This window comes from Massilia cavernae, from assembly GCF_003590855.1.
Lineage (GTDB): Bacteria > Pseudomonadota > Gammaproteobacteria > Burkholderiales > Burkholderiaceae_D > Telluria_A > Telluria_A cavernae.
Window position 1 is genome coordinate 1 of sequence record NZ_QYUP01000113.1, and the last position, 26,517, is coordinate 26,517.

26 protein-coding genes and 1 pseudogene are annotated in these 26,517 nt (G+C 64.6%); 15 read left to right on the forward strand and 12 right to left on the reverse strand.

The features are described 5' to 3' along the window. Positions 1-269 precede the first annotated feature (269 nt). Positions 270-1,328, forward strand: coding sequence for a carbonic anhydrase (locus D3872_RS12230; RefSeq protein WP_119811032.1), 1,059 nt, complete (start codon positions 270-272; stop codon positions 1,326-1,328). A gap of 194 nt (positions 1,329-1,522) precedes the next feature. On the opposite strand, the gene D3872_RS12235 is transcribed toward D3872_RS12230, so the two are convergent. From D3872_RS12235 to tsaE, 3 genes are read right to left on the reverse strand one after another with little or no spacing between them, the layout of a single operon-like run. Further along, a complete protein-coding gene (locus tag D3872_RS12235) occupies positions 1,523-2,329 on the reverse strand; it encodes a D-hexose-6-phosphate mutarotase (protein ID WP_119811033.1) in 807 nt (268 codons plus the stop codon). 12 nt (positions 2,330-2,341) lie between these two features. Continuing rightward, on the reverse strand, positions 2,342-3,712 hold the full coding sequence (locus tag D3872_RS12240) for an N-acetylmuramoyl-L-alanine amidase (protein ID WP_119811034.1): 1,371 nt from the start codon (positions 3,710-3,712) through the stop codon (positions 2,342-2,344). Further along, positions 3,679-4,161 (reverse strand): tRNA (adenosine(37)-N6)-threonylcarbamoyltransferase complex ATPase subunit type 1 TsaE, encoded by a 483-nt coding sequence (gene tsaE / locus D3872_RS12245; RefSeq protein ID WP_119811035.1) that lies wholly within the window; start codon positions 4,159-4,161, stop codon positions 3,679-3,681. Before tsaE ends, D3872_RS12240 begins: the two co-directional genes overlap by 34 nt. 59 nt (positions 4,162-4,220) lie before the next feature. On the opposite strand from tsaE, the gene queG reads away from it, so the two are divergent. After that, on the forward strand, positions 4,221-5,312 hold the full coding sequence (gene queG, locus D3872_RS12250) for a tRNA epoxyqueuosine(34) reductase QueG (RefSeq protein WP_119811036.1): 1,092 nt from the start codon (positions 4,221-4,223) through the stop codon (positions 5,310-5,312). Here queG and D3872_RS12255 read toward each other — a convergent pair. The 3 genes from D3872_RS12255 to D3872_RS12265 all read right to left on the reverse strand — a co-directional run bounded on the left by D3872_RS12255 (position 5,309) and on the right by D3872_RS12265 (position 8,379). Then, a complete protein-coding gene (locus D3872_RS12255) occupies positions 5,309-5,683 on the reverse strand; it encodes a DUF3052 family protein (protein WP_119811088.1) in 375 nt (124 codons plus the stop codon). The two genes, queG and D3872_RS12255, sit on opposite strands and share 4 nt — an antisense overlap. Positions 5,684-5,791: 108 nt before the next feature. Continuing rightward, positions 5,792-6,376, reverse strand: coding sequence for a response regulator transcription factor (locus D3872_RS12260; protein WP_119811037.1), 585 nt, complete (start codon positions 6,374-6,376; stop codon positions 5,792-5,794). Between the two features lie 29 nt (positions 6,377-6,405). Then, the gene (locus tag D3872_RS12265; RefSeq protein ID WP_119811089.1) at positions 6,406-8,379 is read right to left on the reverse strand and encodes a sensor histidine kinase; all 1,974 of its coding nucleotides are present in this window, start codon (positions 8,377-8,379) and stop codon (positions 6,406-6,408) included. A gap of 107 nt (positions 8,380-8,486) precedes the next feature. Between D3872_RS12265 and D3872_RS12270 the strand changes: the two genes are divergently transcribed. From D3872_RS12270 to D3872_RS25670, 4 genes are all read left to right on the forward strand, one after another. Continuing rightward, positions 8,487-9,473 (forward strand): TRAP transporter substrate-binding protein, encoded by a 987-nt coding sequence (locus D3872_RS12270; protein ID WP_119811038.1) that lies wholly within the window; start codon positions 8,487-8,489, stop codon positions 9,471-9,473. Between the two features lie 330 nt (positions 9,474-9,803). Beyond that, entirely contained in the window at positions 9,804-10,328 is a 525-nt protein-coding gene (locus D3872_RS12275; RefSeq protein ID WP_119811039.1) for a methylated-DNA--[protein]-cysteine S-methyltransferase, read from the forward strand. Continuing rightward, the gene (xerD, locus tag D3872_RS12280) at positions 10,301-11,206 is read left to right on the forward strand and encodes a site-specific tyrosine recombinase XerD (RefSeq protein WP_119811040.1); all 906 of its coding nucleotides are present in this window, start codon (positions 10,301-10,303) and stop codon (positions 11,204-11,206) included. The genes D3872_RS12275 and xerD overlap by 28 nt, the downstream gene beginning before the upstream one ends. A gap of 79 nt (positions 11,207-11,285) precedes the next feature. Beyond that, complete coding sequence (locus D3872_RS25670) at positions 11,286-11,456, forward strand: hypothetical protein (protein WP_182915788.1); 171 nt, start codon at positions 11,286-11,288, stop codon at positions 11,454-11,456. A gap of 272 nt (positions 11,457-11,728) precedes the next feature. Here D3872_RS25670 and D3872_RS12285 read toward each other — a convergent pair whose 3' ends face one another. Then, a complete protein-coding gene (locus D3872_RS12285; protein WP_119811041.1) occupies positions 11,729-14,842 on the reverse strand; it encodes an efflux RND transporter permease subunit in 3,114 nt (1,037 codons plus the stop codon). A 3-nt stretch (positions 14,843-14,845) separates the two neighbouring features. Next, on the reverse strand, positions 14,846-16,078 hold the full coding sequence (locus tag D3872_RS12290; RefSeq protein ID WP_119811042.1) for an efflux RND transporter periplasmic adaptor subunit: 1,233 nt from the start codon (positions 16,076-16,078) through the stop codon (positions 14,846-14,848). Positions 16,079-16,470: 392 nt separating this feature from the next. Here D3872_RS12290 and D3872_RS12295 point away from each other — a divergent pair. Beyond that, positions 16,471-16,770 (forward strand): annotated as a pseudogene (locus D3872_RS12295) (diguanylate cyclase domain-containing protein); the annotation flags it as partial. On the opposite strand, the gene D3872_RS27270 reads toward D3872_RS12295, so the two are convergent. Together D3872_RS27270 and D3872_RS27275 are read right to left on the reverse strand one after the other, a co-directional pair. Further along, on the reverse strand, positions 16,765-16,923 hold the full coding sequence (locus D3872_RS27270) for a hypothetical protein (protein ID WP_307719425.1): 159 nt from the start codon (positions 16,921-16,923) through the stop codon (positions 16,765-16,767). The pseudogene D3872_RS12295 and the gene D3872_RS27270 overlap by 6 nt on opposite strands. Next, positions 16,920-17,078 (reverse strand): hypothetical protein, encoded by a 159-nt coding sequence (locus tag D3872_RS27275; protein WP_307719426.1) that lies wholly within the window; start codon positions 17,076-17,078, stop codon positions 16,920-16,922. The genes D3872_RS27270 and D3872_RS27275 overlap by 4 nt, the downstream gene beginning before the upstream one ends. A 484-nt stretch (positions 17,079-17,562) precedes the next feature. Here D3872_RS27275 and D3872_RS27280 point away from each other — a divergent pair, with 484 nt between their 5' ends. The 8 genes from D3872_RS27280 (at position 17,563) to D3872_RS12335 (ending at position 24,521) form a co-directional block, all read left to right on the forward strand. After that, complete coding sequence (locus tag D3872_RS27280; RefSeq protein WP_307719427.1) at positions 17,563-17,736, forward strand: hypothetical protein; 174 nt, start codon at positions 17,563-17,565, stop codon at positions 17,734-17,736. Between the two features lie 73 nt (positions 17,737-17,809). Next, on the forward strand, positions 17,810-18,295 hold the full coding sequence (gene ybaK, locus D3872_RS12305; RefSeq protein ID WP_119810293.1) for a Cys-tRNA(Pro) deacylase: 486 nt from the start codon (positions 17,810-17,812) through the stop codon (positions 18,293-18,295). Positions 18,296-18,377: 82 nt separating this feature from the next. Continuing rightward, positions 18,378-19,388 carry a CapA family protein gene (locus D3872_RS12310; RefSeq protein WP_147373867.1) on the forward strand — a complete coding sequence of 337 codons (1,011 nt, stop codon included), beginning with the start codon at positions 18,378-18,380 and terminating at the stop codon, positions 19,386-19,388. Between the two features lie 421 nt (positions 19,389-19,809). Further along, the gene (plsY, locus tag D3872_RS12315; RefSeq protein WP_119811044.1) at positions 19,810-20,442 is read left to right on the forward strand and encodes a glycerol-3-phosphate 1-O-acyltransferase PlsY; all 633 of its coding nucleotides are present in this window, start codon (positions 19,810-19,812) and stop codon (positions 20,440-20,442) included. A 282-nt stretch (positions 20,443-20,724) separates the two neighbouring features. Continuing rightward, complete coding sequence (locus D3872_RS12320; protein ID WP_119811045.1) at positions 20,725-21,372, forward strand: DsbA family oxidoreductase; 648 nt, start codon at positions 20,725-20,727, stop codon at positions 21,370-21,372. 192 nt (positions 21,373-21,564) lie between these two features. After that, positions 21,565-22,803 carry a CmpA/NrtA family ABC transporter substrate-binding protein gene (locus D3872_RS12325; protein WP_119811090.1) on the forward strand — a complete coding sequence of 413 codons (1,239 nt, stop codon included), beginning with the start codon at positions 21,565-21,567 and terminating at the stop codon, positions 22,801-22,803. Positions 22,804-22,819: 16 nt separating this feature from the next. Continuing rightward, a complete protein-coding gene (ntrB, locus tag D3872_RS12330; RefSeq protein WP_370660964.1) occupies positions 22,820-23,713 on the forward strand; it encodes a nitrate ABC transporter permease in 894 nt (297 codons plus the stop codon). A gap of 1 nt (position 23,714) precedes the next feature. After that, complete coding sequence (locus D3872_RS12335; RefSeq protein WP_119811046.1) at positions 23,715-24,521, forward strand: ABC transporter ATP-binding protein; 807 nt, start codon at positions 23,715-23,717, stop codon at positions 24,519-24,521. Position 24,522: 1 nt separating this feature from the next. On the opposite strand, the gene D3872_RS12340 is transcribed toward D3872_RS12335, so the two are convergent. After that, positions 24,523-25,368 carry an endonuclease/exonuclease/phosphatase family protein gene (locus tag D3872_RS12340; protein ID WP_119811047.1) on the reverse strand — a complete coding sequence of 282 codons (846 nt, stop codon included), beginning with the start codon at positions 25,366-25,368 and terminating at the stop codon, positions 24,523-24,525. Positions 25,369-25,441: 73 nt separating this feature from the next. After that, a complete protein-coding gene (gene tsaD / locus D3872_RS12345; protein ID WP_119811048.1) occupies positions 25,442-26,512 on the reverse strand; it encodes a tRNA (adenosine(37)-N6)-threonylcarbamoyltransferase complex transferase subunit TsaD in 1,071 nt (356 codons plus the stop codon). Between the last annotated feature and the right edge of the window lie 5 nt (positions 26,513-26,517).

Sequence of the window (26,517 nt, forward strand, 5' to 3'; positions counted from 1 at the left end):
GTGGGTGATCAGCCTGGTCACGGGCGGCTACCTGTTCGGCAACATCCCCATCATCCGCGACAACCTGACCGCCATCGTGCTGGTCGGCGTGGGCGCGGCCATCATACCGCTCGCCCTCGGCGGCCTGTACAAGTTCGGCCGCAAGTTGCTCAGCCGCTGATTGACTGCTTGATACGCGCGATCTTTATCGCGCGGTAGTTTCCGCGCGGACTCAAGTTACCCGGGTTCGCGCCGATAAACCAGACTGTAAGCCTACTTTCTGGATTCCCATGCGTAACCTGTTCGTCCTCTCTGCTTGCAGCTTCGCCATCGCGGCGGCAAGTGCGAAAGAACCAGCGACTAGCCCCGCCGTCGCGCCGTCCGCCCGCGCCGCCGCGGCGGCCGCCGCATCCACGCCGGCCGCCGGCAAGGCCGCCGCGTCGATTCCTTCGATTGTGCCTGCCATCGCCAAGCCGAAGGCGCCGTCGGCCGCCGAGCAGCGCGCCATCGAAGAGCAGGCCGAGCTCGACCTGCAAGCCAAGATCGCCGCCCGCATCGCCGAAATGCGCGCCAACCAGGCCGAGCGCATTGCCGCCGCCGCCCGCGCGCGCAAGGCGACGGAAGCGAAGAAGCGCAAGCAGGCCGAGGTCGTCGCCAAGCCGATGCCGGCCAACGGCACCCACTGGTCGTACGAGGGCGAGTTCGGCCCGGCCAACTGGAGCAAGATCAATTCGAAGTGGGCGTCATGCGGGACCGGCAACCGCCAGTCGCCGATCGACATCCGCGACGGCATGAAGGTCGAGCTGGAGAAGATCGCCTTCGACTACAAGCCGTCGACCTTCAGCGTGATCGACAACGGCCACACCGTGCAGGTGACTGTTGCCGGTGGTAATTTCCTGACGGTGCAGAACCGTTCGTACGAGCTGCAGCAGTTCCACTTCCACCGTCCATCGGAAGAACGCATCAACGGCAAGAGTTTCGAGATGGTGGTGCACCTGGTGCACAAGGATGCCGAGGGCAAGCTGGCGGTGCTGGCGGTGCTGCTCGAGCGCGGCGCCGCGCAGGGCACGATCCAGACCGTGTGGAACAACCTGCCGCTGGAAAAGCACGACACGGTGACGCCGTCGGTGGTGCTGGACGTGGCCGAGCTGCTGCCGGAAAAACGCGACTACTTCATGTACATGGGATCGCTGACTACGCCGCCGTGCACCGAAGGCGTGCTGTGGATGGTGATGAAGCAGCCGATGCAAGCGTCGCCGCAGCAGATGGCGCTGTTTAGCCGGCTGTATCCGATGAATGCACGTCCGGTGCAGGCCAGCTCGGGCCGCGTGATCAAAGAGTCGAATTAAGAAGGATCGTAGGGCGGATAAGCGAAGCGGTGTAGCAGGGGTTTCGAATCGCATGCGATTCGCCTGCGAAACGGCATCCGCTTGCAAGCGGATGCTCCTTAGCGAAGCATCCGCCATTGTACGCGTCAACGTGGCGCATCTAATGGCGGGTGCGCTACGCTTACCCGCCCTACGGGCTTAACGTGATTTGATCTTTATTCCGCCGGAACGGCGGTAATGATGTGCCACCCGCGCCACGATTCTTCCGGCGCCAGCGTCCGCGGCGCGATCGTCGCCGGTTCTATACACACGAACCGGTCGTATTCCTCGTCGCCCATGTCCACCAGCGCTGCCGCATCGGCCGCGCCCGGGTTCCAGATCACGGCGTCCGGGAACCCTTCCTGCTCCAGCTTCAGCGTGCCGTGCCCCGAACGCAGCGCCAGCGGGCCCTCGACGCCGAAGTAGATGTGGTCGTACTTGTCGGTGATGGCAAACTCGCCTTCCTGCACGCCGTCGATGCGCACCTTGCCCAGCTCGTCGACCAGGAAGTAGGTGTGCAGCGCGCCCGAGAACTCGAAAGGCGCTTCGCCTGTATTGTGTACCGTGAGCGACAGCCGGATGTCGTCGGCCCTCACCACCACGTCTAACACCAGCTTGAACTTGTGCGGCCACGCGGCCGCCACTTCCGGTTCCAGCCATTCGTCGGTCAGCACGAAACGCGCGAACGCGGCGTCGGCGTGCGTCCCGGTTTCGGTCAGGTGCCAGTTGCTCACGCGCGCGAAACCATGCCGCATGCCGGTGCCGCGTGCGGCGAACTGGGGGAAGATCACGGGCACGCCGCCGCGGATCGCGCGGCTGCCGTCCAGCGCCGATTTCTCGCTGAAAAACAGGCGTTCCTGCCCGTCCGCTGTCTTCCACGAGAGCAGGTGCCCGCCATACAGCGATACCACCGCCTGCGCGCCGCTTGGCGCCGTCACGCGTACCGTCGGCAGCTTGCCGTACTTGACCGTCGAATTTTCCATCACGCTGTGTCCTTAGGTAATCCGGCTCTTGGCCATCGGCGGATTCTTCGCGAAATAACTCTTGATGCCTTTGGTGACTGCCGCCGCGATCTGGTCCTGGTAGCCATTGTCGCGCAGTTTGGCTTCTTCTTCCGGGTTCGAGATGAACGCGGTTTCGATCAGGATCGATGGAATGTCCGGCGCCTTCAGCACCGCAAACCCGGCCTGCTCCACCGAGGCCTTGTGCAGGCGCGCGAAGCCGCCGATTTCGGTCAGCACCGCCTTGCCAAGCTTCAGGCTGTCGTTGATCTGCGCGGTCGTCGACAGGTCCAGCAGCACGCTGGCGAGCTGGAGGTCGTGGCCGCCCATGTTGACGCCGCCGATGGCATCGGCCAGGTTTTCCTTGGTCGCGAGCCAGCGCGCGGCGCTGGAGCTGGCGCCACGTTCGGACAGCACGAACACCGACGAGCCGCGCGCGCTCGGTTTCATGAACGCGTCCGCGTGGATCGATACGAACAGGTCTGCCTGCACCTTGCGCGCCTTCGCGACGCGGGTGCCGAGCGGGACGAAGTAGTCGCCGTCGCGCGTGAGCATCACGCGCACATTGGGCAGCTCTTCCAGCTTGAACTTGAGGCGCTTCGCAATGGACAGCACGATGTCCTTCTCGCGCGTGCCGGCCGCGCCGATCGCGCCCGGGTCTTCGCCGCCATGGCCGGGGTCGAGCGCGATGGTCACCATGCGCACCACGCTCGGCTTCGCGGGCGCGGGCCCCGGTGCTGCGGCTTTGGTGGGCGCCACGGTTTCCGGCGTCACCACCGCCATCGCGGGCAGCCTGGCAAGCGGATCGGCCACCGCCGGCGCTGGCAGCTCCGGCCTGCCGCCTGGCGCGAGGTCGTCGCGCATCCACTCGCCTTTTTCGATCATCTGGGCGATCGGGTCGCTAGGTGCCACCGGGTACAGGTCGAAGATCAGGCGGTGCTTGTAGCTGCCCACCGGCGCCAGCGTAAATACCTGCGGCCGCACTTCTTCCTTCAGGTCGAACACCAGCCGCACCACGTTGGGCCGGTTCTGGCCCACGCGCACCTGCTTGATGTACGGGTCTTCCGATTCGATTTTCGCGACCAGGCTTTTCAGGGTCGGGTTCAGCTCCAGCCCTTCGATGTCGACCACCAGGCGCTGCGGGTCCGGCACGATGAAGTGCGTGGCCTTCAGGTTGGTGTCGTTTTCGAGCGTGACGCGGGTGTAGTCATCGGCCGGCCAGACGCGCACCGCGAGGATCTGCGCGGCCTGTGCCGGCAGCGGCGACAGCACCGACAGCAGCAGCGTGCCGCCGGCTTTCAGGATGGTGCGTCGCTTGAGCGGCGTGGCGGTCAAGGGAAGGGGAATGTGAGGCGGTCGAGGCATAGCGAGCCCAAGTGGGACAACGCTTGCAATTCTACATCACGGCCCTGTCCAGCAACACTCAGGGAAACATTCAAGTCGGGTGGCGGCAACACCGGATCGGCCTTTTCCGGCCATTCGACGATGCAGATGTTGTGGCCGTTGAAGTCCTCGCGGAATCCGGCGTCGAGGAATTCCTCCGCGCTGGACATGCGGTACAGGTCGAAATGGATCACGTTGACCGTTTCGCCACCCAGCACGATGCGGTACGGCTCCGACAGCGTGTAGGTGGGGCTCTTGACCGTGCCCACGTGGCCGGCCGCGTGCAGCAGCGCGCGCGTGAGCGCGGTCTTGCCGGCGCCGAGGTCGCCGTGCAGGTGGATCGCCAGGCCGGGAACCAGGGCGCGCGCCAGCGCGGCGCCCAGTGCCGCGGTGGCGGTTTCGTCGTTCAGATGGGTCTTCAAGTGCTGCATCGAATAGAATGTGAGTTAAGTCCTGCCCTACGGCAGGCGCTATTTTAATCCTGCCGAGCATGCTTCACTCAGAACCCGACCTGCAACAACTCGCGCGCGCCATCAAGCAATGGGGCGCCGAGCTTGGATTTGCCGATGTCCGTATCGCCGACGTCGACCTGTCGCACGCCGAAGCGGGCCTGCAGGCCTGGCTGGATGCGGGCCGCCATGGCGAAATGGATTATATGGCAAGCCACGGCATGAAGCGCGCGCGGCCGGCCGAACTGGTTCCCGGCACGGTGCGCGCGATCTGCGCGCGCATGGACTACCTGCCCATGAGCACCCGGCCCGACTGGCGCGAGACCGAGGTCGCGCGCCTGTCCGATCCGCAGGCCGCCGTGGTGTCGGTCTACGCGCGTGGCCGCGACTATCACAAGGTGCTGCGCAGCCGCCTGCAGCAGCTGGCCGAGCGCGTGACGCAGGCCATCGGCGAGTACGGCTACCGGGTGTTTACCGACTCGGCGCCGGTGATGGAATTGCCGCTGGCGGAAAAGGCGGGCCTGGGCTGGCGCGGCAAGCACACGCTGATGCTGAACCGCGAAGCGGGCTCGATGTACTTCCTGGGCGAGATCCTGGTCGACCTGCCGCTGCCGGTCGACGAGCCGGCCAGCGCCCATTGCGGCCAGTGCCAGGCCTGCATCGACGTCTGCCCGACGCAGGCGATCCTGGGGCCGGGCCGGCTCGACGCGCGCCGCTGCATCTCCTACCTGACCATCGAATTGAAAAGCAGCATCCCGGAAGACCTGCGCCCGCTGATCGGCAACCGCGTTTACGGCTGCGACGACTGCCAGACCGCCTGCCCGTGGAACAAGTTCGCGCAGCGCGCTTCAGTGCCTGACTTCGATGAGCGCAATGGCCTCGGCAGCGCCAGCATGGTGGAGCTGTTTGCCTGGACCGAGGAAGAATTCAACCGCCGCCTCGAAGGCAGCCCGATCCGCCGCATCGGCCATGAACGCTGGCTGCGCAATATCGCCGTCGGTCTGGGCAATGCCGCCGGCAGCGTGAAGGGCGACGCCGGGATTGTGGCGGCCTTGCGCGCGCGCGCCGATCATCCGTCGGAGATGGTGCGCGAGCATGTGGCGTGGGCGCTGGCGCGCCATACCTCGGATTAAAGGCGCTTGAGGCGCAGCGCCGACCAGTCGCTGTCGATGGAAATCATCGCCACGCCGGTGACGCCGTTCTCCTTGCAGTAGGCGTTGATGGTGTCGCGGTTGATGTCGGTGGCCTTCGACGCGGTCTGCTTCAGGTAGGCGATCCACAACGATCCTTTTTCGCCCAGGCGCGCCAGCGCCGGCGGCAGCAGCTCCTCCAGCTGCTTGCGGTTCAGTGCGAACACCAGTACCACGTCGGCAGGCGTGTCGCCCCCGGCCACCAGCTCCCTGGGCAGCTGTTCCACTATCCGCGGATGGGCCTCGCCGTTGAGGATCGCCATGGATTTGGCGTTCTTCAGGTACATCTTGTCCGCTATCGTTTTCTCGCTCATCTGCATGCCGTCCTGTTTGTTCCGAACACTTGTGGCGATGTTATCAGCATTCGCGGCGCGCACGATTCGGCGAATTGAACGGGACTTAACGGGACGGTAAACATGCGGCTACTTCAGCAGGCCGGCCAGTTCGACCACGGTCTTCACCTGCATTTTTTCCAGGATGTTCGACCTGTGTACCTCGACGGTGCGCATGCTGATGCCCAGCTCGTCGGCAACCACCTTGTTCATCTTGCCGGCCAAAATACGGTCGAGCACTTCACGCTCGCGCGCCGACAGGGTGGCCAGCCGCGCATGCACCTGCGCCGCATTGCCGGCCGTGCGCGAGGCCGCCAGCGCCTCCTGCACGCGGTCCATCAGCTGGTTGTCGTTGAACGGCTTTTCGACGAAGTCGAAGGCGCCGCGCTTGAGCGTATCGACCGCCATCGGTACGTCGCCATGGCCGGTCAGGAAGATCACCGGGATGCGCGCCGTGAGCCCGCGCGCGGCCAGCTGGTCGAACACGGCCACGCCGTTCAGGTCGGGCATGCGCACATCGAGCAGCACGCAGTCGCCGTCCTGCGCGAAGCGCTCGCCGGCGCTGTCGAGGAAGGCCTGCGCGCTGGCGTAGGTGCAGGCTTCGATGCCGCGCGAGCGGGCCAGCCAGGCCAGCGAGTCGCGGATCACGTCTTCGTCGTCGACGATGTGCAGCATGGTGTGGTCTCCGGTTTCTTGTTAGTGGCTCAGGATGCGCGCGGCTCGGCCGGCAGTGCAAACGTGAACACGGTGCCGCCGCCGGGGTTGGGCCGGTGGTTCAGCGTACCGCCGTGGAATTCGATGGCGCTGCGGCAGATCGACAGGCCCATGCCCATGCCTTCCGCCTTGGTCGAGAAAAAGGGCGAGAACAGGCGGCTGTTGACGTCGTCCGTGATGCCGTGGCCATTGTCGGTCACCGACACTTCGACGCGCCCATTGGCCGCCGTCGCGTCGATGCGCAGGATGCGGCGTTCGGGCGGGATGTCCTGCATCGCCTCGACGCCGTTGCGGGTCAGGTTAAGCAGCACCTGTTCGAGCATCATGCGGTCGGCGCGCACCGCCGGCAAGGCAGGATCGATGTGTACCTGCAGCGCCACGAAGTATTTGCGCGCCTGCAGTTCCACCAGCGCGCGCACGCCTTCGACCACGCTCCTGATGTCGATGAGCTGCCGCTCCGGCTCGCGCTTCTTCACGAATTCGTGCACGCTGCGGATGATCTGCCCGGCGCGCTGGGCCTGCAGGTTGGCCTGTTCCAGCGCGGGCCTGAGCGTGTCGGCGTCGACCGGCTCGCCGGCCCCGTTGGATAGCATGTTCAGCGCGCCCGATGTGTAGCTTGAAATCGCCGCCAGCGGCTGGTTCAGTTCGTGCGCCAGCATCGACGAAATCTCGCCCATGGTCGCCAGGCGCGAACCGGCCTGCAGCTTTTCCTGCTGCTGGCGGTGCAGGTCTTCCGCGATCTTGCGCTCGGAGATGTCCAGGATCGATCCCATCCAGCCGGTCTGGGTGCCGTCCTTGCCGATCAGGGGCGCTTCGAAGATCAGCACCGGGATGCGCTTGCCGTCCGAGCGCTGGAACACGGATTCGAACTGCGGCGCCACGTTCCCGGACAGTACGTCGGCGAGGCGCTGCTGGTATTCGTCCATCGCCTCAGGCGCCCAGTAAGGCATCGGCGGCGCGTGCCCAACCAGCTCCTCGGCGCTAAACCCGACCATGCGGCAGAAGGCCGGGTTGACGTAGGTGGTGCGGCCTTCGAGGTCGCGCGCGCGCAGGCCGGTGACCATCGAGTTTTCCATCGCGGTGCGGAACGCCATCTGCTGGCGCAGCGCGCCTTCGGCCGCCAGGCGGCGTGTGATGTGGCGCCATAGCGCGGCCAGGCTGGCCAGCAGGCCAAGCGACAGCAGGATCACCGAGCCGACCAGCAGGTTTGGCAGCAGCTCGGGCGCACCCTTGACGCTGTTGGTGGCCAGCAGCAGGTTGGCGCCGTGCAGGTCGAGCGGGCGGTTGTGGGTGTACACGCCGCGCCCCGGTCCACCCGCCGCGCGCTGCGCCAGCACGCCGTCGCCGGAGTCGATCAGGGACACGGCATTGTCCTTGGCGAACCACCACGGCACGGTTTCATCGAGCAGCGACTTCAGGTCGTAGGTGGCGACCAGGCTGCCCGCGTAGGCGCGGTTAGGGAACAGCGGCAGGTGGTAGTCCATCAGCGCGGGCGCGCCGGCCTGCTGCGCGGCGGGATCGCTGTAGCGGCCGGCGCCGGTCTCGCGCGCCAGCATGGCCGCGTTGGCCGAAGCGCCCGCGTCGCTGCCGGTCTCGGCGCCCGCGAACGCGCGCACCTCGCCGTCCTGGCCGATCCATGCGACGCGTTTCAGTTCTGGCGCCGTCTTGCGCAAATGGTCGATGCGGGCCTGGACGGCAGCCGGTGGCAGGGCGCCGGATGCGATGTCGGCGCCGAGGTTCTGCAGGATCTCGGCATTGCGGTCGAGCGTGAAGCGGATCGCCTGCTCGACCCACAGGGTGTCGGCGATCAGCTGCTCCTGGCGCTCGTTGCTCTCCATCTGGCGCGCCTGCCACGGCAGCCAGATCAGCACCGCGAGGAACAGCAGCACCAGCAGCACCGGCAGCAACCAGCGCATCGTCCCGACAAGACGGAAGCGCGGAGCGCGAGGAAGGGTTGTCGTCATGGCGTAGGATGCGATCAATATAAGCGCCGCGCTATTGTGGATTTCCGCAAGTGCGGTGCAGAATGGGGTGATCAATGATAATAGATTCCCACCCCCGAGGAGAGAACATGCAATTGAAAGCGATCCTGGTCGCGCTGGCTGCAACCGCAGGCATCAATGCCTGGGCGCAGGGACCGATCGTCATCAAGTTCAGCCACGTGGTGGCGACCGATACGCCGAAAGGCCAGGCGGCGGAACGCTTCAAGGTGCTGGCGGAAAAGAGCACCCGCGGCCGGGTCAAGGTCGAGGTGTACCCGAACAGCCAGCTGTACAAGGACAAGGAAGAACTCGAAGCGCTGCAGCTCGGCGCGGTGCAGATGCTGGCGCCTTCGCTGGCCAAGTTCGGCCCGCTGGGCGTGAAGGAGTTCGAAGCCTTCGACCTGCCCTACATCTTTCCGTCCAAGGCGGCGCTGTACCGCGTCACCGAGGGGCCGATCGGCAAGGAGCTCTTGAGGAAGCTGTCGCCGAAAGGCATCACCGGCCTGGCGTACTGGGACAACGGCTTCAAGGTCATGTCGGCCAACAAGCCGCTGCACACGCCGGCCGACTTCCGCGGCCAGAAGATGCGCATCCAGGCTTCCAAAGTGCTGGACGCGCAGATGCGCGCGCTGGGCGCAATCCCGCAGGTACTGGCGTTCTCCGAGGTGTACCAGGCGCTGCAGGCCGGGGTGGTGGACGGCACCGAGAACCCGCCGTCGAACATGTACACCCAGAAGATGCACGAGGTGCAGAAGCACGTGACGATGTCGAACCACGGCTACCTGGGCTATGCGGTCATCGTCAACAAGAAGTTCTGGGACGGACTGCCGGCCGACGTGCGCGGCCAGCTGGAACGGGCGATGCGCGACGCGACCACCTACGAGAAGGCGATTGCGCAGCGCGACAACGACCTGGCCATGGAAGCGATCCGCAAGACCGGCAAGACCACCATCTACAAGCTGACCCCGCAGGAACAGGCGGCGTGGCGCAAGGCGCTGCTGCCGGTGCACAGGCAGATGGAAGGCAGGATCGGCAAGGAGCTGATCGATGCGATCACCAGGGCGGCGGGGAAATAAGGCCGATCGGCGGGGCCGGCGAACCGCGTGTACGACTAAAACGGTTTTGGCGCAAGTGTCCAAAAAGCCACAGTCATTGGAATCCAGATAGGCTATGATTGCCCCCGATGCTGCTGAGCGGTTCTTCCCCCGGCGCAACACAGGATTCAAAGTTTGGGGGGTAGTAGATAAAAGCAACGGTAGTCCATACCGGAGATATATCGAGGAGACACGCGTTTCAAAGAATGCCGTCGGCATGACCGACAGCCGGGAACGTGACCAGCTTCAAAACGCACCCTTCGTGGTGCGTTTTTTTTCGCGTGCGCGCGCCGCTGCGGTAAACTGCGCGACATGAACCCACAGCAAGGCAGTGAAATTTTCAGCGCCATCGTCGCCGCTCCTTTCGGCGCGATCGGTATCCGTACCGAGGCCGGCGCCGTGCGCGAACTGGTCTACCTCCCGCCGCAATTCGACGAGAAAGACCCGACCGACGAAATGGCCGCCGAAGCGGCGCGCCAGGTGCAGGCATACCTGGCCGACCCCGACTTCACGTTCAGCCTTCCGCTGGTGCAGGCGGGCAGCGCCTTCCAGCAAAAGGTGTGGGGCGCGATCTCGTCGATCCCGCGCGGCACGGTGCACACCTACGGCCAGATCGCCAAGCATATCGGCTCGGCGCCGCGCGCGGTGGGACAGGCCTGCGGCGCCAACTGGTTCCCTCTGGTGATTCCCTGCCACCGCGTGACGGCGGCCGGAGGACTGGGCGGCTTTTCCAACCACGACGAAGAAAACGGCTTCCACCTCAGCGTCAAGCGCTGGCTGCTGCGCCACGAAGGCGTCAATGTATCCCCATGGCAACAGCAGGCAATCTGGCCCTGATCGACGAGTTTTGCGACAACCTCTGGCTTGAACAGGGGCTCGCGAAAAACTCGCTCGACGCCTACCGCCGCGACATGCGCCTGTTCGCGCGCTGGCTGGAAGTGAAGCGGCCGGAGCGCGAGACCCTGCACGCGGTCGAACCGCACGACCTTGCGGCCTACTTCGCCGAGCGCCACGCCGAGACCAAGCCGTCGTCGGCCAACCGGCGCCTGTCGGTCCTCAAGCGCTTTTACCAGCTGGCGCTGCGCAACAAGCAGGTCAGTGTGGACCCGTGCCTGCACATGGCGTCGGCCAAACAGCCGGTGCGCTTCGTGCACACGCTGTCGGAAGCCCAGGTCGAAGCCCTGCTGGCGGCGCCTGACGTGAACACGCCGCTGGGGCTGCGCGAACGCACGATGCTGGAACTGATGTACGCCAGCGGCCTGCGCGTGTCCGAGCTGGTGGCCCTGAAGATCGTGGAACTGAGCCTGAACGACGGCGTGCTGCGCATCACCGGCAAGGGCAGCAAGACCCGGCTGGTGCCGTTCGGGCAGCAAGCGCGCCGCTGGATCGAGCGTTACGTCAGCGAGGCGCGCGGCGTCATCCTGGACGGCCAGGTGGACGACGCGCTGTTCGTCACCGGGCGCGGCGGGCCGATGACGCGGCAGATGTTCTGGATCCTGATCAAGAAGCATGCGGCGAGGGCCGGCATTACCGCGCCGCTGTCGCCGCACACCCTGCGCCACGCCTTCGCCACCCACCTGCTGAACCACGGCGCCGACCTGCGCGTCGTGCAGTTGCTGCTGGGTCATTCCGATATATCCACAACGCAAATCTATACCCACGTCGCGAGAGAAAGGCTGAAACACCTGCATGCGGAGCACCATCCACGTGGTTAATTCAAATGCCTTTCGCATAACTGCGTCATAATGGGGGAAGGGCAGCCTTTTGTATCCCACATAACCTGAGAGGTGACGCATGGCTAAGACTAATTTCCAGTACGAAAAGCGGCAGCGGGAATTAGAGAAGAAGAAGAAGGCGGAAGAGAAAGCACGGAAGAAAGCCGAGGCGAAAGCCCGGGGCGAGCCGGAGGAACAGTCGGAAGGCGATGCGCCCGAAGATGCGCCGGAAGAACAAGCACAGCAATAACGTAACATCGGAAACACGATTCGAAATACGTAGGGCGGATAAGCGAAAGCGGTGCAGCAGGGGTTTCGAATCGCATGCGATTCGCCTGCGAAACGGCATCCGCTTGCAAGCGGATGCTCCCACAGCGATAGCATCCGCCGTTTTTTGCAAACGTCAACGCGATGCGGGCGAATTCGGCGGATGCGCGGCCTCGGCGGCAGCCGCGTTATCCGCCCTACGCGTGAAACGGTACCAAAGCTAAAAGGCCGTCACATCGTGACGGCCTTTTCGTTTTACGCGGCTTCCGCCAGTTCGGCTTCGCCTACTTCCTCATCCGGCTTGCCCTTGAACCAGCGCGACGCCCGCTTGCCCAGGTTGTCCAGGTAGGTATATGCCACCGGCACCACCACCAAGGTCAGCAGGGTCGAGGTGATCACCCCGCCAATCACCGCGCGGCCCATCGGCGCCTGCGATTCGCCGCCGTCGCCCATGCCGATCGCCATCGGCAGCATGCCGAAGATCATGGCCAGCGTCGTCATCAGGATCGGCCGCAAGCGCACCTGGCCCGCGTCGAGGATCGCGTCATGCTGGTTCTTGCCGTTGCGCTGCCCGTGGTTGGTGAAGTCCACCAGCAGGATCGCGTTCTTGGTCACAAGCCCCATCAGCATCACGATGCCGATCACCGAGAAGATGTTCAGCGTGCTGCCCGTCACCAGCAGCGCCACCAGCACGCCGATCATCGACAGCGGCAGCGACACCATGATCGCGATCGGCTGCAGGAAGCTGCCGAACTGCGACGCCAGCACCAGGTAGATGAAGATGATCGCGATGCCCAGCGCGGTAGCGGCGCCGGCCAGCGTCTCCTGCATCTGCTGCGCCTCGCCTGCGACGTCGAAGCGCACGCCTTCAGGCAGTTCGATGCTCTTCATCGCCTTGTCGATTTCGGAGTTGACGTCGCCGTTCGGACGGCCTTCGATCGCCGCATACACGGCCACCCGGCGTTCCAGCGCCTGGCGCTTGAGCACCTGCGGACTGGTGGACGGTACGAATTCCACCACCTGGCGCAACGGCACCATGATCGGGTTGCCCTGTTCGTCCTTCTTGCTCGACGCGACCGACAGGTCGGCCAGGTCGGCCACCTTCTGGCGGCCCGACTTCGGCAGCTGCACGTTGACGTCGTAGTTCTGGCCGTCCGGCGCCAGCCATCGGCTGATCTGGTCGCCCGCCACGAAGGGACGCAGCGCCGCGCCGATCTGCTGGGTCGACAGGCCAAGGTCGCTCGCCAGTTCGTTGTTGATCTTGACGATGGTGGCAGGGTTGGCGCCTTCCTGGCTATATTCCATGTCGACCACGCCTTTGATGTTGCGCATCTTGTCCATCAGGCGGCGCGCGGCGTCATCCAGCTTGGCTTCGTCCTGCCCCAGGATCGCGATGAAGATCGGCTTGTTGCCCACCGACATCGTGATGCCCGCGATCGGCGCCAGGCGCGCACGGATGATCTTTTCCATCTCCTTCTGCGAGCGGCGCTTGGTCTTCTTCACGTCGGTCAGCTTCAGGTTCACTTCCGAGGTGTTGCGGCCGTCCCAGGTGCCGACATTGGTGATGATGCTGTCGATTTCCTTGAACTCCTTCAGCGCCGCTTCGACCTGCTGCACCTTGCTGTTGGTGTACTCCAGGCTGGACCCGATCGGGGTCTTGAAGCGCAGCTGGATGAAGCCGTTGTCGGTTTCGGGGAACATCTCGCCGCCTACCATCGGCATCAAGGCCAGGCTGCCGACGAACAGCGCCAACGCCAGCGTCAGCGTGGCCTTGCGCCAGCGCAGCGCCACTTCGAGGATCTTGCCGTACCAGACGTGCACGCGGTCGATCCCATGCTCCACCTTTTCCATGATGCGGCCCAGCCATGGCACATACTTGAAGCGGTCCTTGACCGGGTCGCGCCATACCGACGACAGCATCGGGTCGAGCGTGAAGCTGACGAACAGCGACACCATCACCGCCACCGCCACCGTGATGCCGAACTGGAGGAAGAAGCGCCCGATCAGGCCATCCATGAAGGCGACCGGCACGAACACCGCCACGATCGCGAAGGTGGTGGCCATCACGGCCAGGCCGATTTCATTGGTGCCGTCGTTGGCCGCTTGTACGTGGCTCTTGCCCATGCCGAGGTGGCGCACGATGTTTTCGCGCACCACGATGGCGTCGTCGATCAGGAGGCCGATGCACAGCGACAGCGCCATCAGGGTCAGGAAGTTCAGCGTAAAGCCGAAGTACTTCATCGCGATGAAGCTGGCCATCACCGAGATCGGCAGGGTCAGGCCGGTGATGACGGTGCTGCGCCAGGAGTGCAGGAACAGGAACACGATCAGCATGGTCAGCAGCGCGCCTTCCATGATGGTGCGCTTGACGTTGTCGAGCTGGCTCTGCACGCGCGCCGACTGGTCTTCGATGATGCTGAACTTGATATCGGCAGGCATGGTGGCCTGCATGTGCTCGATCGCCTTCTTGATGCCGGTGCCGACTTCGACCACATTGGCGTCCTGCATCTTGGTCACGTCCAGGGTGATGGCGCGCACGCCATTGATGCGCGAGATCGACTGCTCTTCCTGCTCGCCGTCGATGATCTCGGCTACCTGCTCGAGGTAGACCGGGCCGCTGGCGCGGCGCGCCACGATGATCTTGTTGAACCCGCGCGCATCCTTGATCTGGCCTTCGATGCGCACCAGGCGCTCGGTGGCGCCGAAGCTGATGTTACCTGCCGGGAGGTTGGCGTTGGTGGTCTGGATCGCGCGCAGTACCTCGTCCACGCCCACGTGCTGGGCTGCCAGCGCATCGGGCTTGAGGTTGACCAGCACCTGGCGGTTGGTGCGGCCGTTGACGCGCACCTGGCCGACGCCGGCCACGCCCTGCAGGCGCTTGGAGATGACCTGCTCGGTGAGGGTCGACAGGTCGCGCAGGCTGCGTGCATTCGACGTCAGGCTGAGGATGACGATGGCCTGCTGGTTGTCGCCTTCGGCGCGGATGATGAACGGCTCCTTGGCCTCCTTGGGGAAGGCGGGACGCACGCGCGAGATCTTGTCGCGCATGTCGGTCATGGCCTTGTCCATGTTGGTGGAGATATGGAACTCCACCGACACGCCGGCGCGGCCTTCCCAGGAATTGCTGCGGATGGTCTTGACGCCGCTGACGGTGTTGATGGTGTCCTCGAGCTGGCGCGTGATGTCGTTTTCGACCTGCTCGGGCGAGGCGCCCGGGTAAGCAACTTCAACCCATGCGAACGGCAGGTCGACGTTCGGCATCGATTCGACGCCGAGGCCGCGGTAGGAGAACAGGCCGAGCACGACCAGCGCCACCATCACCATGGTGGCGAACACCGGGTTCTTGATACTCGTTTTAGTGATCCACATGGCTTAGCCCTTCACAGCAGGTACTGCAGCCGATGCCGACTTCGCGGCCGGTCCATCGACCTTCACCTTGCTGCCGGGCTTGACGCCATCGAGCTTCGCGACCAGCACGCGCGCGCCTGCGGCCAGGCCGGAGGTGACTTCCGCCATGCCTTCGTCCTCATTGCGCAGGCCGATCGTGACCGGGGTCGACACCACCTTGCCGTCGACGACCGTGTACACCACGTCGGCATCCTTGTCCTTGCGCAGCGCGGCCAGCGGCAGCAGCGGCGCCAGGGCCGACCTGGTGGTGGTGACGCTGCCCTTGGCGAACATGCCACCGCGCAGCGCCGCGTCGGGATTGGCCACGCTGATATAGACCAGCATCGAGCGCGAACCCGCTTCCGCGGTCGGGTTGATGCGCGCCACCTTGCCGGCGAAGCTGCGGCCGGCATAGCCGTCGACCCGGAACGACACCTCCTGGCCAACTTTCACGCGCGGGATGTCGGAGGCCGGCACCTGCGCTTCGAGGGTCAGCTCGCGCAGGTCGACGATGGAGAACACCGGCATGTCGGGCGCTACCTTCTCGCCCGCCTGCACGTGGCGCTTGCTGATCACGCCCGACATCGGCGCGACGATCACGGTGTCGTTCAGTGCGTTGCGTGCGAGGTCGAGCTGGGCCTGGGCCGACTTGACGCTGGCGCGCGCCAGCGCCACCGCGTTGGAGGTGGTGTCGTGCGAGTTCTGCGAAATGTAGTTCTGGGTGAGCAGGGCCTGGCTATTGGCGTTGTTCTTGACCGCCATGTCGAGGCGGGCGTTGGCTTCGTCCAGCGCCGCCTGCTGCTGCGCCACGCGTGCGCGCTGGTCGGCTTGGTCGAGGCGCGCCAGCACCTGGCCGGCGGATACCGCCATGCCTTCCTGCACGGTGGCGCCGGTGACCACGCCCGACACCTTGGACTTGATGGTCGCCTGCGACAGCGGAATGAGCGAGCCGGAAAGCGGGAGATTGACGCGCAGTTCGCCGGTGCCGATGGCGGCCACGTCGCGCGCCGACAATTCATATACCTCAATCTTCGGCCCATCCTTGCCGGCGGCTGCCTGTGCGGCGGCCGGCGCCGCGGGCTTGGCCGGCGGCTTCATCGCATACCAGCCACCGGCGCCGATGGCGACCGCGGCCAGCGCGATCGCGGGCGCGCGCCAGCGCTTCCTGGTGGTGGTTTTGATGGAAGGGGCGGCCGGGGGCAGGTTTTCGAGTTTCATTTTCGATTTTCTTATCGGTGTTCAGTTGAACGGCGGCGGGAGGCGCATGTGCTCCGCCCTGGAAACCAGGATGGAGCCCCAAGCGCATGTTGACACTCTAGAAAAAGCGGCGCCGGCCCGCCATCGGAATGCGACAGGAGGCGCTTTCGGCGCGATGAAATGCAAAAAGCCGGGACAAAACGTCGCAGGATGCTTATCTATTGAACAGCGGAATCAGTCGCGCCGCACCACTTTGTGCTGTCGCAAGCGGCGGGCTTGCGCAGCCGTCGAGAATTGGCATTCCGGCGCGCAGAACGTGACACAGCGCTCCTCTTCATCAAAGGAAATGTTTTGAGTGCCAGCCAGCAATCGTCGCCGGATATGCATGAGCCGGATGGACCTGGACGCGAGGCAATCGAACGGTCAGCCGCCACGGGGGCGACGAGTTCGTGATCATCCTGGCCGACATCGGCGGGGTGGACCAGGCCGCCCATGTTGCCGAGAGCGTGATGCATTCGATTTTGCAGCCGGTGGACGCTGGCACGGTGCGGGCTTCCGTGAGCGTTTCGATCGGCATCAGCATCTATCCGGGCGACGGCACCGATGTCGACACCCTCATGCAGCACGCCGACATCGCGATGTACCACGCCAAGCAGGGCGGCCGCAACGCCTTCCGCTTCTTCAGGCCCGACATGAACGCGCATTCGTCATGAGCGCCGACGAGGCACGCTTTCAAGCAACCCGGGCTCACAGGCTGCATCAATGAGCCCGTGCGTCTCGTCGAACAGGCGGATGCGCGCCAGCACCTGGCCGTGGTCGGAGGCCTCGGGCAGTTCCAGCACCAGGTGGTCGTTCAGGTAGTTCACTTCCACCATTCGCCGATGGCGTTGGGAAGCGCCGTGTTGAAGTCCTCGGACAGCAGGATATGGTCGATGGTACTGTAGCGGCCCTCGTGCATGCTGCTGAAACCCACGTGGCGCAACCGGTCCTGTGTCCGCTGCAGGTCGTAGGCGTCGAACATGCGGTCGCCCAGCGGCGCGCCGACGCCTGCACGATGGCGGTGGTGACCGAGTCGGCCACGTCGTTGAAGTCGCCCAGCACACGCGCGGACGCTTGTTGGCCTTGCCCAGGCTGCTGAGCAGAACGCGCAGGCCGACCGCCTCGGTGCCGCGCCGTACCAGCGAACGCAGGCAGGCCATGGCGTACGCCTGCGTATCGTCGCCGGCGTCGCCGTTGCGGTAGTCGGGGCGGCGCGACTTGAGGTGGACCACCACCACGTCCAGCGTGCAGTCGGGCGACACGACGACAGGCGCATGCACCACCGGCCGCGTGAAGCGGTCGGGGTCGCGCATGCCGGCGGGCAGGGCGACCCCGCTGGGGAACAGGCCATAGGCGGTGCCTTCGCCGGCCAGCGGCAACCGCGAGACCAGCGCACGCTGGGCGTCAGGCGTTCGGCGGCCGGGTCGGGATCGAAACCGACGTGGTGGGCGTTGCGGTATTTGGTCGTGCGCGACAACGCATCCTTCAGCGCCGCCTGCGAGAAGATCTCCTGGAAGCCGATGACGTCGGCGTCCAGCATGTCGATCTGGCGCGCAGTCCAGGCGATCTTCGCCTCGTACTCCGCGGGCGTGGAGGGCAGCAGGTTGTCGTACAGCTCGCGCCGGCGGGGGCGAGGTTGAATACATTGAAGGTGGCAAAGCGAATCTCTTGCTGCATAATAAGACTCCTCAATGAACCTTTAGCGTAACACGCATGGCCCGCAAAGAGCATACTTCCGAGACGCAGGCGACCCAGTTCCTGCGAAAGAACCAGGTTAGCTTCACCGAACACCCCTACGAATACGAAGAACATGGCGGCACCGCGGTGTCGGCGCGCGAGCTTGGCGTGCCGGAGCACGACGTGGTCAAGACCCTCATCATGCAGGACGAGGCGGCGCGCCCGCTGATCGTCCTGATGCATGGCGACTGCAAGGTCTCGACCAAGAACCTGGCGCGCGCCATCCCGTGCAAGTCGGTCGAACCGTGCAAGCCGGAGGTGGCGCAGCGCCATACCGGCTACATGGTGGGCGGCACTTCCCCGTTCGGCACAAAAAAGGCGATGCCGGTCTATGTGGAGGAAAGCATCCTCGCGCTGGAAAAGATCTATATCAACGGCGGGCGGCGCGGCTATCTGATCGGCATCGACCCGCAGGTGGTCGTGGCGCTGCTGGGCGCCAGGGCGGTGCAGTGCGCCTTGTAAGGCCCGATTCGCCGTGCTCCGCTTGACGCGGAGGGGCATTTTTGAAATCATGGGGCCAACGTCCCTATGATTGAACGCCGCCGTGTTATCCGATTCCGTCCCTGGCCCCGACCCGCGGGTGCGCCTGATGCTGGGCGGCGACGTCATGCTCGGGCGGCTGGTCGGCAAGGCGATCCAGCGCTTCGGCCCGCACTATCCGCTGAGCGGCGTCGCGCCGCTGATGAGCAAGGCCGACCTCACCATCGTCAATCTGGAATGCGCGATCACGTCTTCCACCCGCGAATGGCATGGGGCGCCGAAGGCTTTCTACTTCGGGGCGCCGCCTGCTGCCGTGCATGCGCTGACCGACGCCGGGGTTGACCTCGTCAGCCTGGCCAATAACCATGCCCTCGATTACGACGTCGAAGGCCTGCTCGACACCATGAAGTACCTGCGCGCCAGGGGCATCGGGTGGGCCGGCGCAGGCAATTCCATCGATGAGGCGCGGGCGCCGGTGTTCGCTGAGCGCAACGGCTTGCGCTTCGGCATGGCCGCCCTTTGCGACCACCAGGTGGACTTTGCAGCCGGCGTGCGCCGGCCCGGCACCACCTATGTGGACCTCGACGACGAACCGGCCGCGCTGGCGCTGATGCGCAAGCTGCTCGAGCCCATCCAGCAAGCGAAGGCCGACTGGCCGATCCTGTCGCTGCACTGGGGCCCGAACATGGTGTCCGAGCCTTCGCGCAAGTTCCGGCGCATCGCGCACGCCGCCATCGACATGGGCTGGAGGATACTGTTCGGGCACAGCGCGCATGTCTTCCATGGCATCGAGCTGTACCGGGGCTGCCCGATCGTGTATGCGGCGGGCGACCTGGTCGATGACTACTATATAGACCCGGAGTTCAGGAACGACCACCAGCTGCTGTTCGAACTGGAGCTCGGCCGCGCTGCCCTCCGGCGGATCGGCCTGCATCCGGTGCTGATTGCCGACTGCCAGGCCAGGCTCGCGGGCGGCGCGCACTTCGGCTACATCGCCAAGCGCATGACCGGCCTTTGCGCGGAGATGGGAACGCGGGTGCGCACGGACGGCGGAAAGCTGTGGATCGAACCCTGAGGCGGTTGCGGGGCCGATATAATCGGCAGTGGCGTCCTCGCGTCTGTATATAATCACGCGCGGTCCGAATGACCGCGTCATAAAAAAGAGAGACTACTTGACATCCTCCCCTTCGTAAACGAAAGGGGATTCCCACTGCTGGCGTCTGATGTCCCAGACGGAAGCCGGACTGAAAGAGCCCAGCTTCTTATTCAATCCGCAGGATATCTCTCGACCTCGCCTAAGGCGACTGCGGATTGGAAAAAGCGGTACTAGTAAATCATGCCCCAGCGCGTAATCGCATACTGAAGCACTTAAGGAGTTTGACCGTGGACCAACACCAAAGTTCAAAACATTTTTTCACTTGGACGGCTGCGCGCGCTTCGCGCCCGGCTCCTTTCACTCCCTGCCCTGAAGTACAGGGTTTCTCGGAGCAATTCTGATGAACACTATCCTGTTTGCCGTCGCAGCCTACCTGATCGGCTCGATTTCCTTTGCGGTCGTCGTCAGCCGCGTCTACGGCCTGTCCGACCCGCGCACCTACGGGTCGAAGAATCCGGGCGCGACCAATGTGCTGCGCAGCGGGAACAAGAAGGCGGCGATCGCGACGCTGGTGCTCGATGCCGCCAAGGGCTGGTTCGCGGTGTGGCTGGCGCTGCGCCTGGCCGACCGCTACGGCATTACCGATGCCGGCATCGCGCTGGTGGCGATTGCCGTGTTCCTGGGGCACCTGTATCCGGTGTTCTTCAAGTTCAAGGGCGGCAAGGGCGTGGCGACCGCGCTGGGCGTGCTGCTGGGGCTGAACGTCTGGCTGGGCGTGGCGACGGCGGTGACCTGGCTGGTGGTTGCGTATGCCTTCCGTTATTCCTCGCTGGCCGCGCTGATTGCGTCGGTGTTTGCACCGTTTTATTACGGGCTGCTGTTTGGGGTGGACGAGATTCTGTTCGCGGTGGTGGCCATGAGCGCTCTGCTGTTGATGCGGCATAGCAAGAACATCGGGAACCTGCTGGCGGGCAAGGAAAGCAGGATTGGAAGTAAAGCCGCCGGAACGGCGAAGCCGGCAAGGAAGAAGTAACCCAGGCTTTAAGTCCCTGACGCGTTAGGGCGGAAAAGCGAAGCGCCTCCGCCGCTTTCGTCAATCGAACCTTATCGCGATTCGGGCCAATTCGGCGGAGGCGGTGGAGCAGGGGTTTCGAATCGCGTGCGATTCGCCTGCGTAACGACATCCGCTTGCAAGCGGATGTTCCGTTTTCGCTGTCCGCCCTACGAGTTTGCACCATCGGTCAACGTTTGCTCGTGCGCCGGCATTCCGCCCTTATGCCAAAATGGAAGATATTTTCCAGAAAGGCGGTGCAGTGTGAGCAAGCAGGTCAGAATCGATTTCGTATCCGACATATCGTGCCCGTGGTGCGTGATCGGTCTTAAATCCATCGAGCAGGCGCTGGATCGCGTCAAGGACACGGTCGGCGCCGAGCTGCACTTCCAGCCCTTCGAACTGAACCCGAACATGGCCCCCGGCGGCCAGGACATCGGCGAGCACCTCGCCGAAAAGTACGGCGCCTCCGAAGAGCAGGGCGCCACGACGCGCGAGATGATCCGCGCGCGCGGCGCCGAACTGGGCTTTACCTTCAACATGGAAGCGCGCAGCCGCATCTACAACACCTTCGACGCGCACCGCCTGCTGCACTGGGCCGGGCTGCAGGGCAAGGGCCCCGCGCTGCAGATGGCCCTGTTCGAAGCCTATTTCACCAAGGGCGAGAGCCCGGGCGACCACAATGTGCTGGAGCGCACCGCCCTCGAAGTGGGCCTCGACAGCGCCGAAGCCGCGCGCATCCTGTCCACCGACGCCTATGCCGCCGACGTGCGCGAGCGCGAACAGTATTACCAGCGCGCCGGCATCAACTCGGTCCCGGCCATCATCATCAACGAACGCCACTTGATCTCCGGCGGCCAGCCGCCCGAGGTGTTCGAACAGGCGCTGCGCCAGGTCGCCGCCCAATCCTGACGCCACTTCTTCCTGTTTTGGTGCGCCGCACAACGGCGGTGCCGAAATAATCACATAATGTGGCGGTTTGCCGCCACATTCATCCTCCTTCCCTCGTACGTACTGCTGGCACGCCCCTTGCTCAATGGTGTGTATCTGCCAGCGCGCGCCTGCGCCGCTTGCAACCGCATGCAAACTGCCAACGAGGGAACGATGACGACCGATAGCACAACCAACCTGATCCGCCGCAACATCATCAAGGCCGGCGCCGCCGCTTCGCTGACCGGCCTATATTCCGGCGGTGTCTTTGCAGCCGGCTCCGACAAGCCCGAACTGGAGGAGGTCAAGGTCGGCTTCATTCCGCTGACGGACTGCGCTTCGGTGGTGATGGCGTCGGTGCTGGGCTTCGACAAGAAGTACGGCATCAAGATCATTCCTTCCAAGGAGTCGTCCTGGGCCAGCGTGCGCGACAAGCTGGTCAACGGCGAGCTCGATGCCGCCCACGTGCTGTATGGCCTCATCTACGGCGTGCAGATGGGCGTGGGAGGGCCGAAGAAGGACATGGCGATCCTGATGAACCTGAACCAGAACGGCCAGGCCATCACCTTGTCGAAGAAGGTCTCCGACAAGGGCGCCGTCGACGGCGCATCGCTCGCCAAGCTGATGAAAACCGATCCGCGCGAATACTCGTTCGCGCATACCTTTCCGACTGGCACCCACGCGATGTGGCTGTACTACTGGCTGGCCAGCTACGGCATCAACCCGATGAAGGATGCGAAGGTGATCACGGTGCCGCCGCCGCAGATGGTGGCCAATATGCGGGTCGGGAACATGGACGGCTTCTGCGTGGGCGAGCCCTGGAACCACCGCGCCATTGTCGACGGCGTCGGCATCACCGCCGCGACCACCCAGGACATCTGGCGCGACCACCCGGAAAAGACCCTCGGCACAACGCTGGAATGGGTCAAGAAGCATCCGAACACGGCGCGCGCGCTGGTGGCGGCGGTGCTTGAAGCGGGCAAGTGGATCGACGCGTCACTGTCGAACAAGATCAAGATGGCCGGCACCATCGCCGAAAAGTCGTACGTGAATACGTCGGTCGACGTGATCAACCAGCGCATCCTCGGCCGCTACCAGAATGGCCTTGGCAAGACCTGGGACGACCCGAACCACATGAAGTTCTACAGCGATGGCAATGCGAACTTCCCCTACCTGTCGGACGGCATGTGGTTCCTCACCCAGCACAAGCGCTGGGGCCTGCTCAAGGCCGATCCCGATTACCTCGGGGTGGCCACCAGCGTCAACCAGGTGGCGCTGTACAAGGAAGCCGCGACGATGGCCAAGGCCAGCGTGCCGAAGTCCCCGATGCGCAGCGCGAAGATGATCGACGGCGTCGTCTGGGATGGCAAGAACCCGGCGGCCTACGCGAATTCTTTCAAGATCAAAGCCTGACCCTAAGGAGCTGATGATGAGTGCCGTGCTGGAACCAATGATGAAAGCGATGTCCGACGCCGTTCCCGCCAAACCCTTGCGCAGCGCGCGTATCGCCAGCCAGGGCTACACGCTGCCTGGCGCGAAGTCGCGCATGGGAGGGCTGCTGCGCGCCGCCGTGGCGCCGGCGCTCGGCCTGGCCGTGCTGGTGCTGCTGTGGCAGCTGCTGTCGGCGAAAAACAGCGCCTTCCCGTCGCCGGCGGTGACCTGGGACGCCGCCCTGAAGCTGTTTGCCGATCCCTTCTACCGCAACGGCCCGAACGACCAGGGCATCGGCTGGAACATCCTCGCCTCGCTCAAGCGCGTGGCGCTCGGCTTCGGCCTCGCTGCCGCTGTCGGTATCCCGCTCGGCTTCATGATCGGGCGTTTCAAGTTCATGGCCGGGATGTTCAACCCGGTCATCAGCCTGCTGAAGCCCGTGTCGCCACTGGCCTGGCTGCCGATCGGGCTGCTGGTGTTCAAGGCGGCCGATCCGGCCGCGATCTGGGCCATCTTCATCTGCTCGATCTGGCCGATGATCGTCAACACCGCCGTCGGCGTGCAGCGCGTGCCGCAGGACTACATGAACGTCGCGCGCGTGCTGAACCTGTCGGAGTGGAAGGTGTTCACCAGGATCCTGCTGCCTTCCGTGCTGCCTTACATGCTGACCGGCGTGCGCCTCGCCATCGGCACCGCGTGGCTGGTGATCGTGGCCGCCGAAATGCTGACCGGCGGCGTGGGCATCGGCTTCTGGGTCTGGGACGAGTGGAACAACCTGAACGTCCCGCACATCATCATCGCCATCGTCGTCATCGGCGTGGTGGGGCTGGTGCTGGAGCAGATACTGGTCGCGATCGCGAAATCATTCACCTACGAAGAAGCGGGGAACTGACATGAGCACGAAAAAATTCATCGAGGTGCTGGGTGCGGAGATGGTGTTCGACACCCGCAAGGGAAGCTTCCACGCGCTCAGGAACATCGACCTGAACGTGGCGCAGGGCGAATTCGTCACCCTGATCGGCCACTCGGGCTGCGGCAAGTCGACGCTGCTGAACCTCATCGCGGGCCTGACCACGGCAACCGGCGGCGCCCTGATTTGCGCCGGGCGCGAGATCGCCGGGCCGTCGCCCGAGCGCGCGGTGGTGTTCCAGAACCATTCACTGCTGCCCTGGCTTAGCTGCTTCGAGAACGTCTACCTTGCCGTCGAACGCGTGTTCGGCGCGCGCGAAGGCAAGGCGCGGATGCGCGAGCGCACCGCCAATGCGCTGGCGATGGTCGGCCTGACGGCGGCGGCGTCGAAGCGCCCCAACGAAATCTCGGGCGGCATGAAGCAGCGCGTCGGCATCGCGCGCGCCCTGTCGATGGAGCCGAAGGTGCTGCTGATGGACGAGCCTTTCGGCGCGCTGGACGCGCTCACCCGCGCCCACCTGCAGGACGAGCTGCTGCGCATCGTCGCGCAGACCGGATCGACCGTGGTGATGGTGACCCACGACGTGGACGAGGCCGTGCTGCTGTCCGATCGCATCGTGATGATGACCAACGGGCCGGCCGCCACCATCGGCGAGATCGTCGATGTGCGCCTGCCCCGCCCGCGCGACCGGGTGCAGCTGGCCAACGACTCGTTGTACATGGAATACCGTACCAGCGTGCTGGAGTTCCTGTACCACCGCCAGGCGCCGGGCGTACGCCAGGCCGCTTGACCTAGGCGATGTCCAGCACGATGGGCTGGTGGTCCGAGGCCGCGGTCTCGGACTGCACCGTCACGTCGATCACGCGCGGCAGCAGGTCTTCGGTGACGAAGAAGTAGTCGTAGCAGTCCGGCCGCTCGGGCCATTTGAAGCCATGCAGGCCGGCCGTTGGCGCGCGCGCGCTGCCAGGGTGGGTGTGCGACCACGCATCGACCAGCTGCAGCGCGATGCTGCCGTCGGTGGCCAGCATCTCGGCACGCTCCGGCATGTCGGGCGTGAAGTTGAAGTCGCCGCAGTAGATCGCGCTGCCGGGACGGAAGCCCAGCTGGAACGGCGCATCGAGGCTGAGGTCGGGCTGGTACAGGCGGGCGCGTTCGCACGCTTCCCAGTGCAGGTACTTGATCTGCTTTACCTGCGCCATGCGCTGGACGGCCGAATAGTATTCGAGATGGGTGGTCAGCACGCGCAGCTTGCCGCCGGGCGCTTCGACCACCACTTCGATCATCCCGCGCGGCATGCCGGCGGGGCTGGTTTCATCGGGCGGCCAGGGCAGAGAATGGCGGTGGACCTGGGTGATGCGGTATTTGGAAAGCAGCAGGTTGCCGAACTGGCGCGGCATGTTGTTCTGGTAGATTTCACTGGTTGGCTCAAGCACCGAGCGGTAGCCGCCGAATGCGCCGGCAAGCTGGCGGAACTGGTTGGCGTTGGCATTGCCTTCCAGTTCAGGGTGATTGGCTGCTACTTCTTGCAAGCAAATAATATCGGGATTCAGCTTGCGCAGCACATCGATGATTGCATGGATACGAATCCGGCTGTCCTTGCCACAGCCCCAGTGAATATTCCAACTAACAACGCGCATACAGTTCCTCCGGGAAAACACAACCGGCCGATTTTGCCATTTTTAGCAAAATGGCGGTACACGGTAGGATCAGTCAGGCAGGCGCGAGTTCAGTTTCCGGCTGTTCGGGCGCCTCGATCTCGTTCAGCGGCCAGCGTGGACGTACGTTGAAGGAGTAGTCGCGCTGGGCGGCATTCGGGTTGATCTGCAGGCGCATCGCGCCGGCGAAGGCGATCATGGCGCCGTTATCGGTGCAGAACTCCAGTTCAGGATAGTACACCTTGAAATTCTTCTTTGCCGCCGCCGCGTTCAGCGAGGCGCGCAGCTGCGAGTTGGCGCCGACGCCGCCGGCGATCACCAGGCGTTTCAGGCCGGTGTGGCGCAGCGCGTTCATGCACTTGGCGGTCAGCACGTCGACGATCGCGTCCACGAAGCCGCGCGCGATGTCGGCCTTGTCCTGTTCGCAGATGTTGGCGATGACCTTTTCTTCGTGGTTCTTCACCACCGTCAGCACCGCGGTTTTCAGGCCGGAGAAGCTGAAGTTGAAGTCCTTCGTGTGCAGCATCGGGCGCGGCAGCTTGTAGGCGTCCGGGTTGCCGAATTCGGCCAGGCGCGAGATGGCGGGGCCGCCGGGGTAGCCGAGGCCGAGCAGCTTGGCCGATTTGTCGAAGGCTTCGCCGGCCGCGTCGTCCAGGGTTTCGCCGAGCAGGGTGTAGCGGCCGACGCCGTCGACCCGCATCAGCTGGGTGTGGCCGCCCGAGACCAGCAGCGCGATGAAGGGGAACTGCGGCGGCTCGCTGGCCAGCAGCGGCGACAGCAGGTGGCCTTCGAGGTGGTGCACGCCGAGCACGGGTTTGTCGAGCGCGAGTCCGAGGCTGCAGGCGATCGAGGAGCCGACCAGCAGCGCGCCCGCGAGGCCGGGGCCTTGGGTGTAGGCGATGGCGTCGATGTCGGCGGCCTGGATGCCGGCGCTTGACAGGGTTTGTTCGAGCAGGGGGATGGCGCGGCGGATATGGTCGCGCGAAGCCAGCTCGGGCACGACGCCACCGTACTCCTCGTGCATGGCTACCTGCGAGTGGAGTGCGTGCGAGAGCAGGCCGCGTTGTGTGTCGTACAACGCAAGGCCGGTTTCATCGCAGGAGGATTCGACGCCGAGAACGATCATGGGGG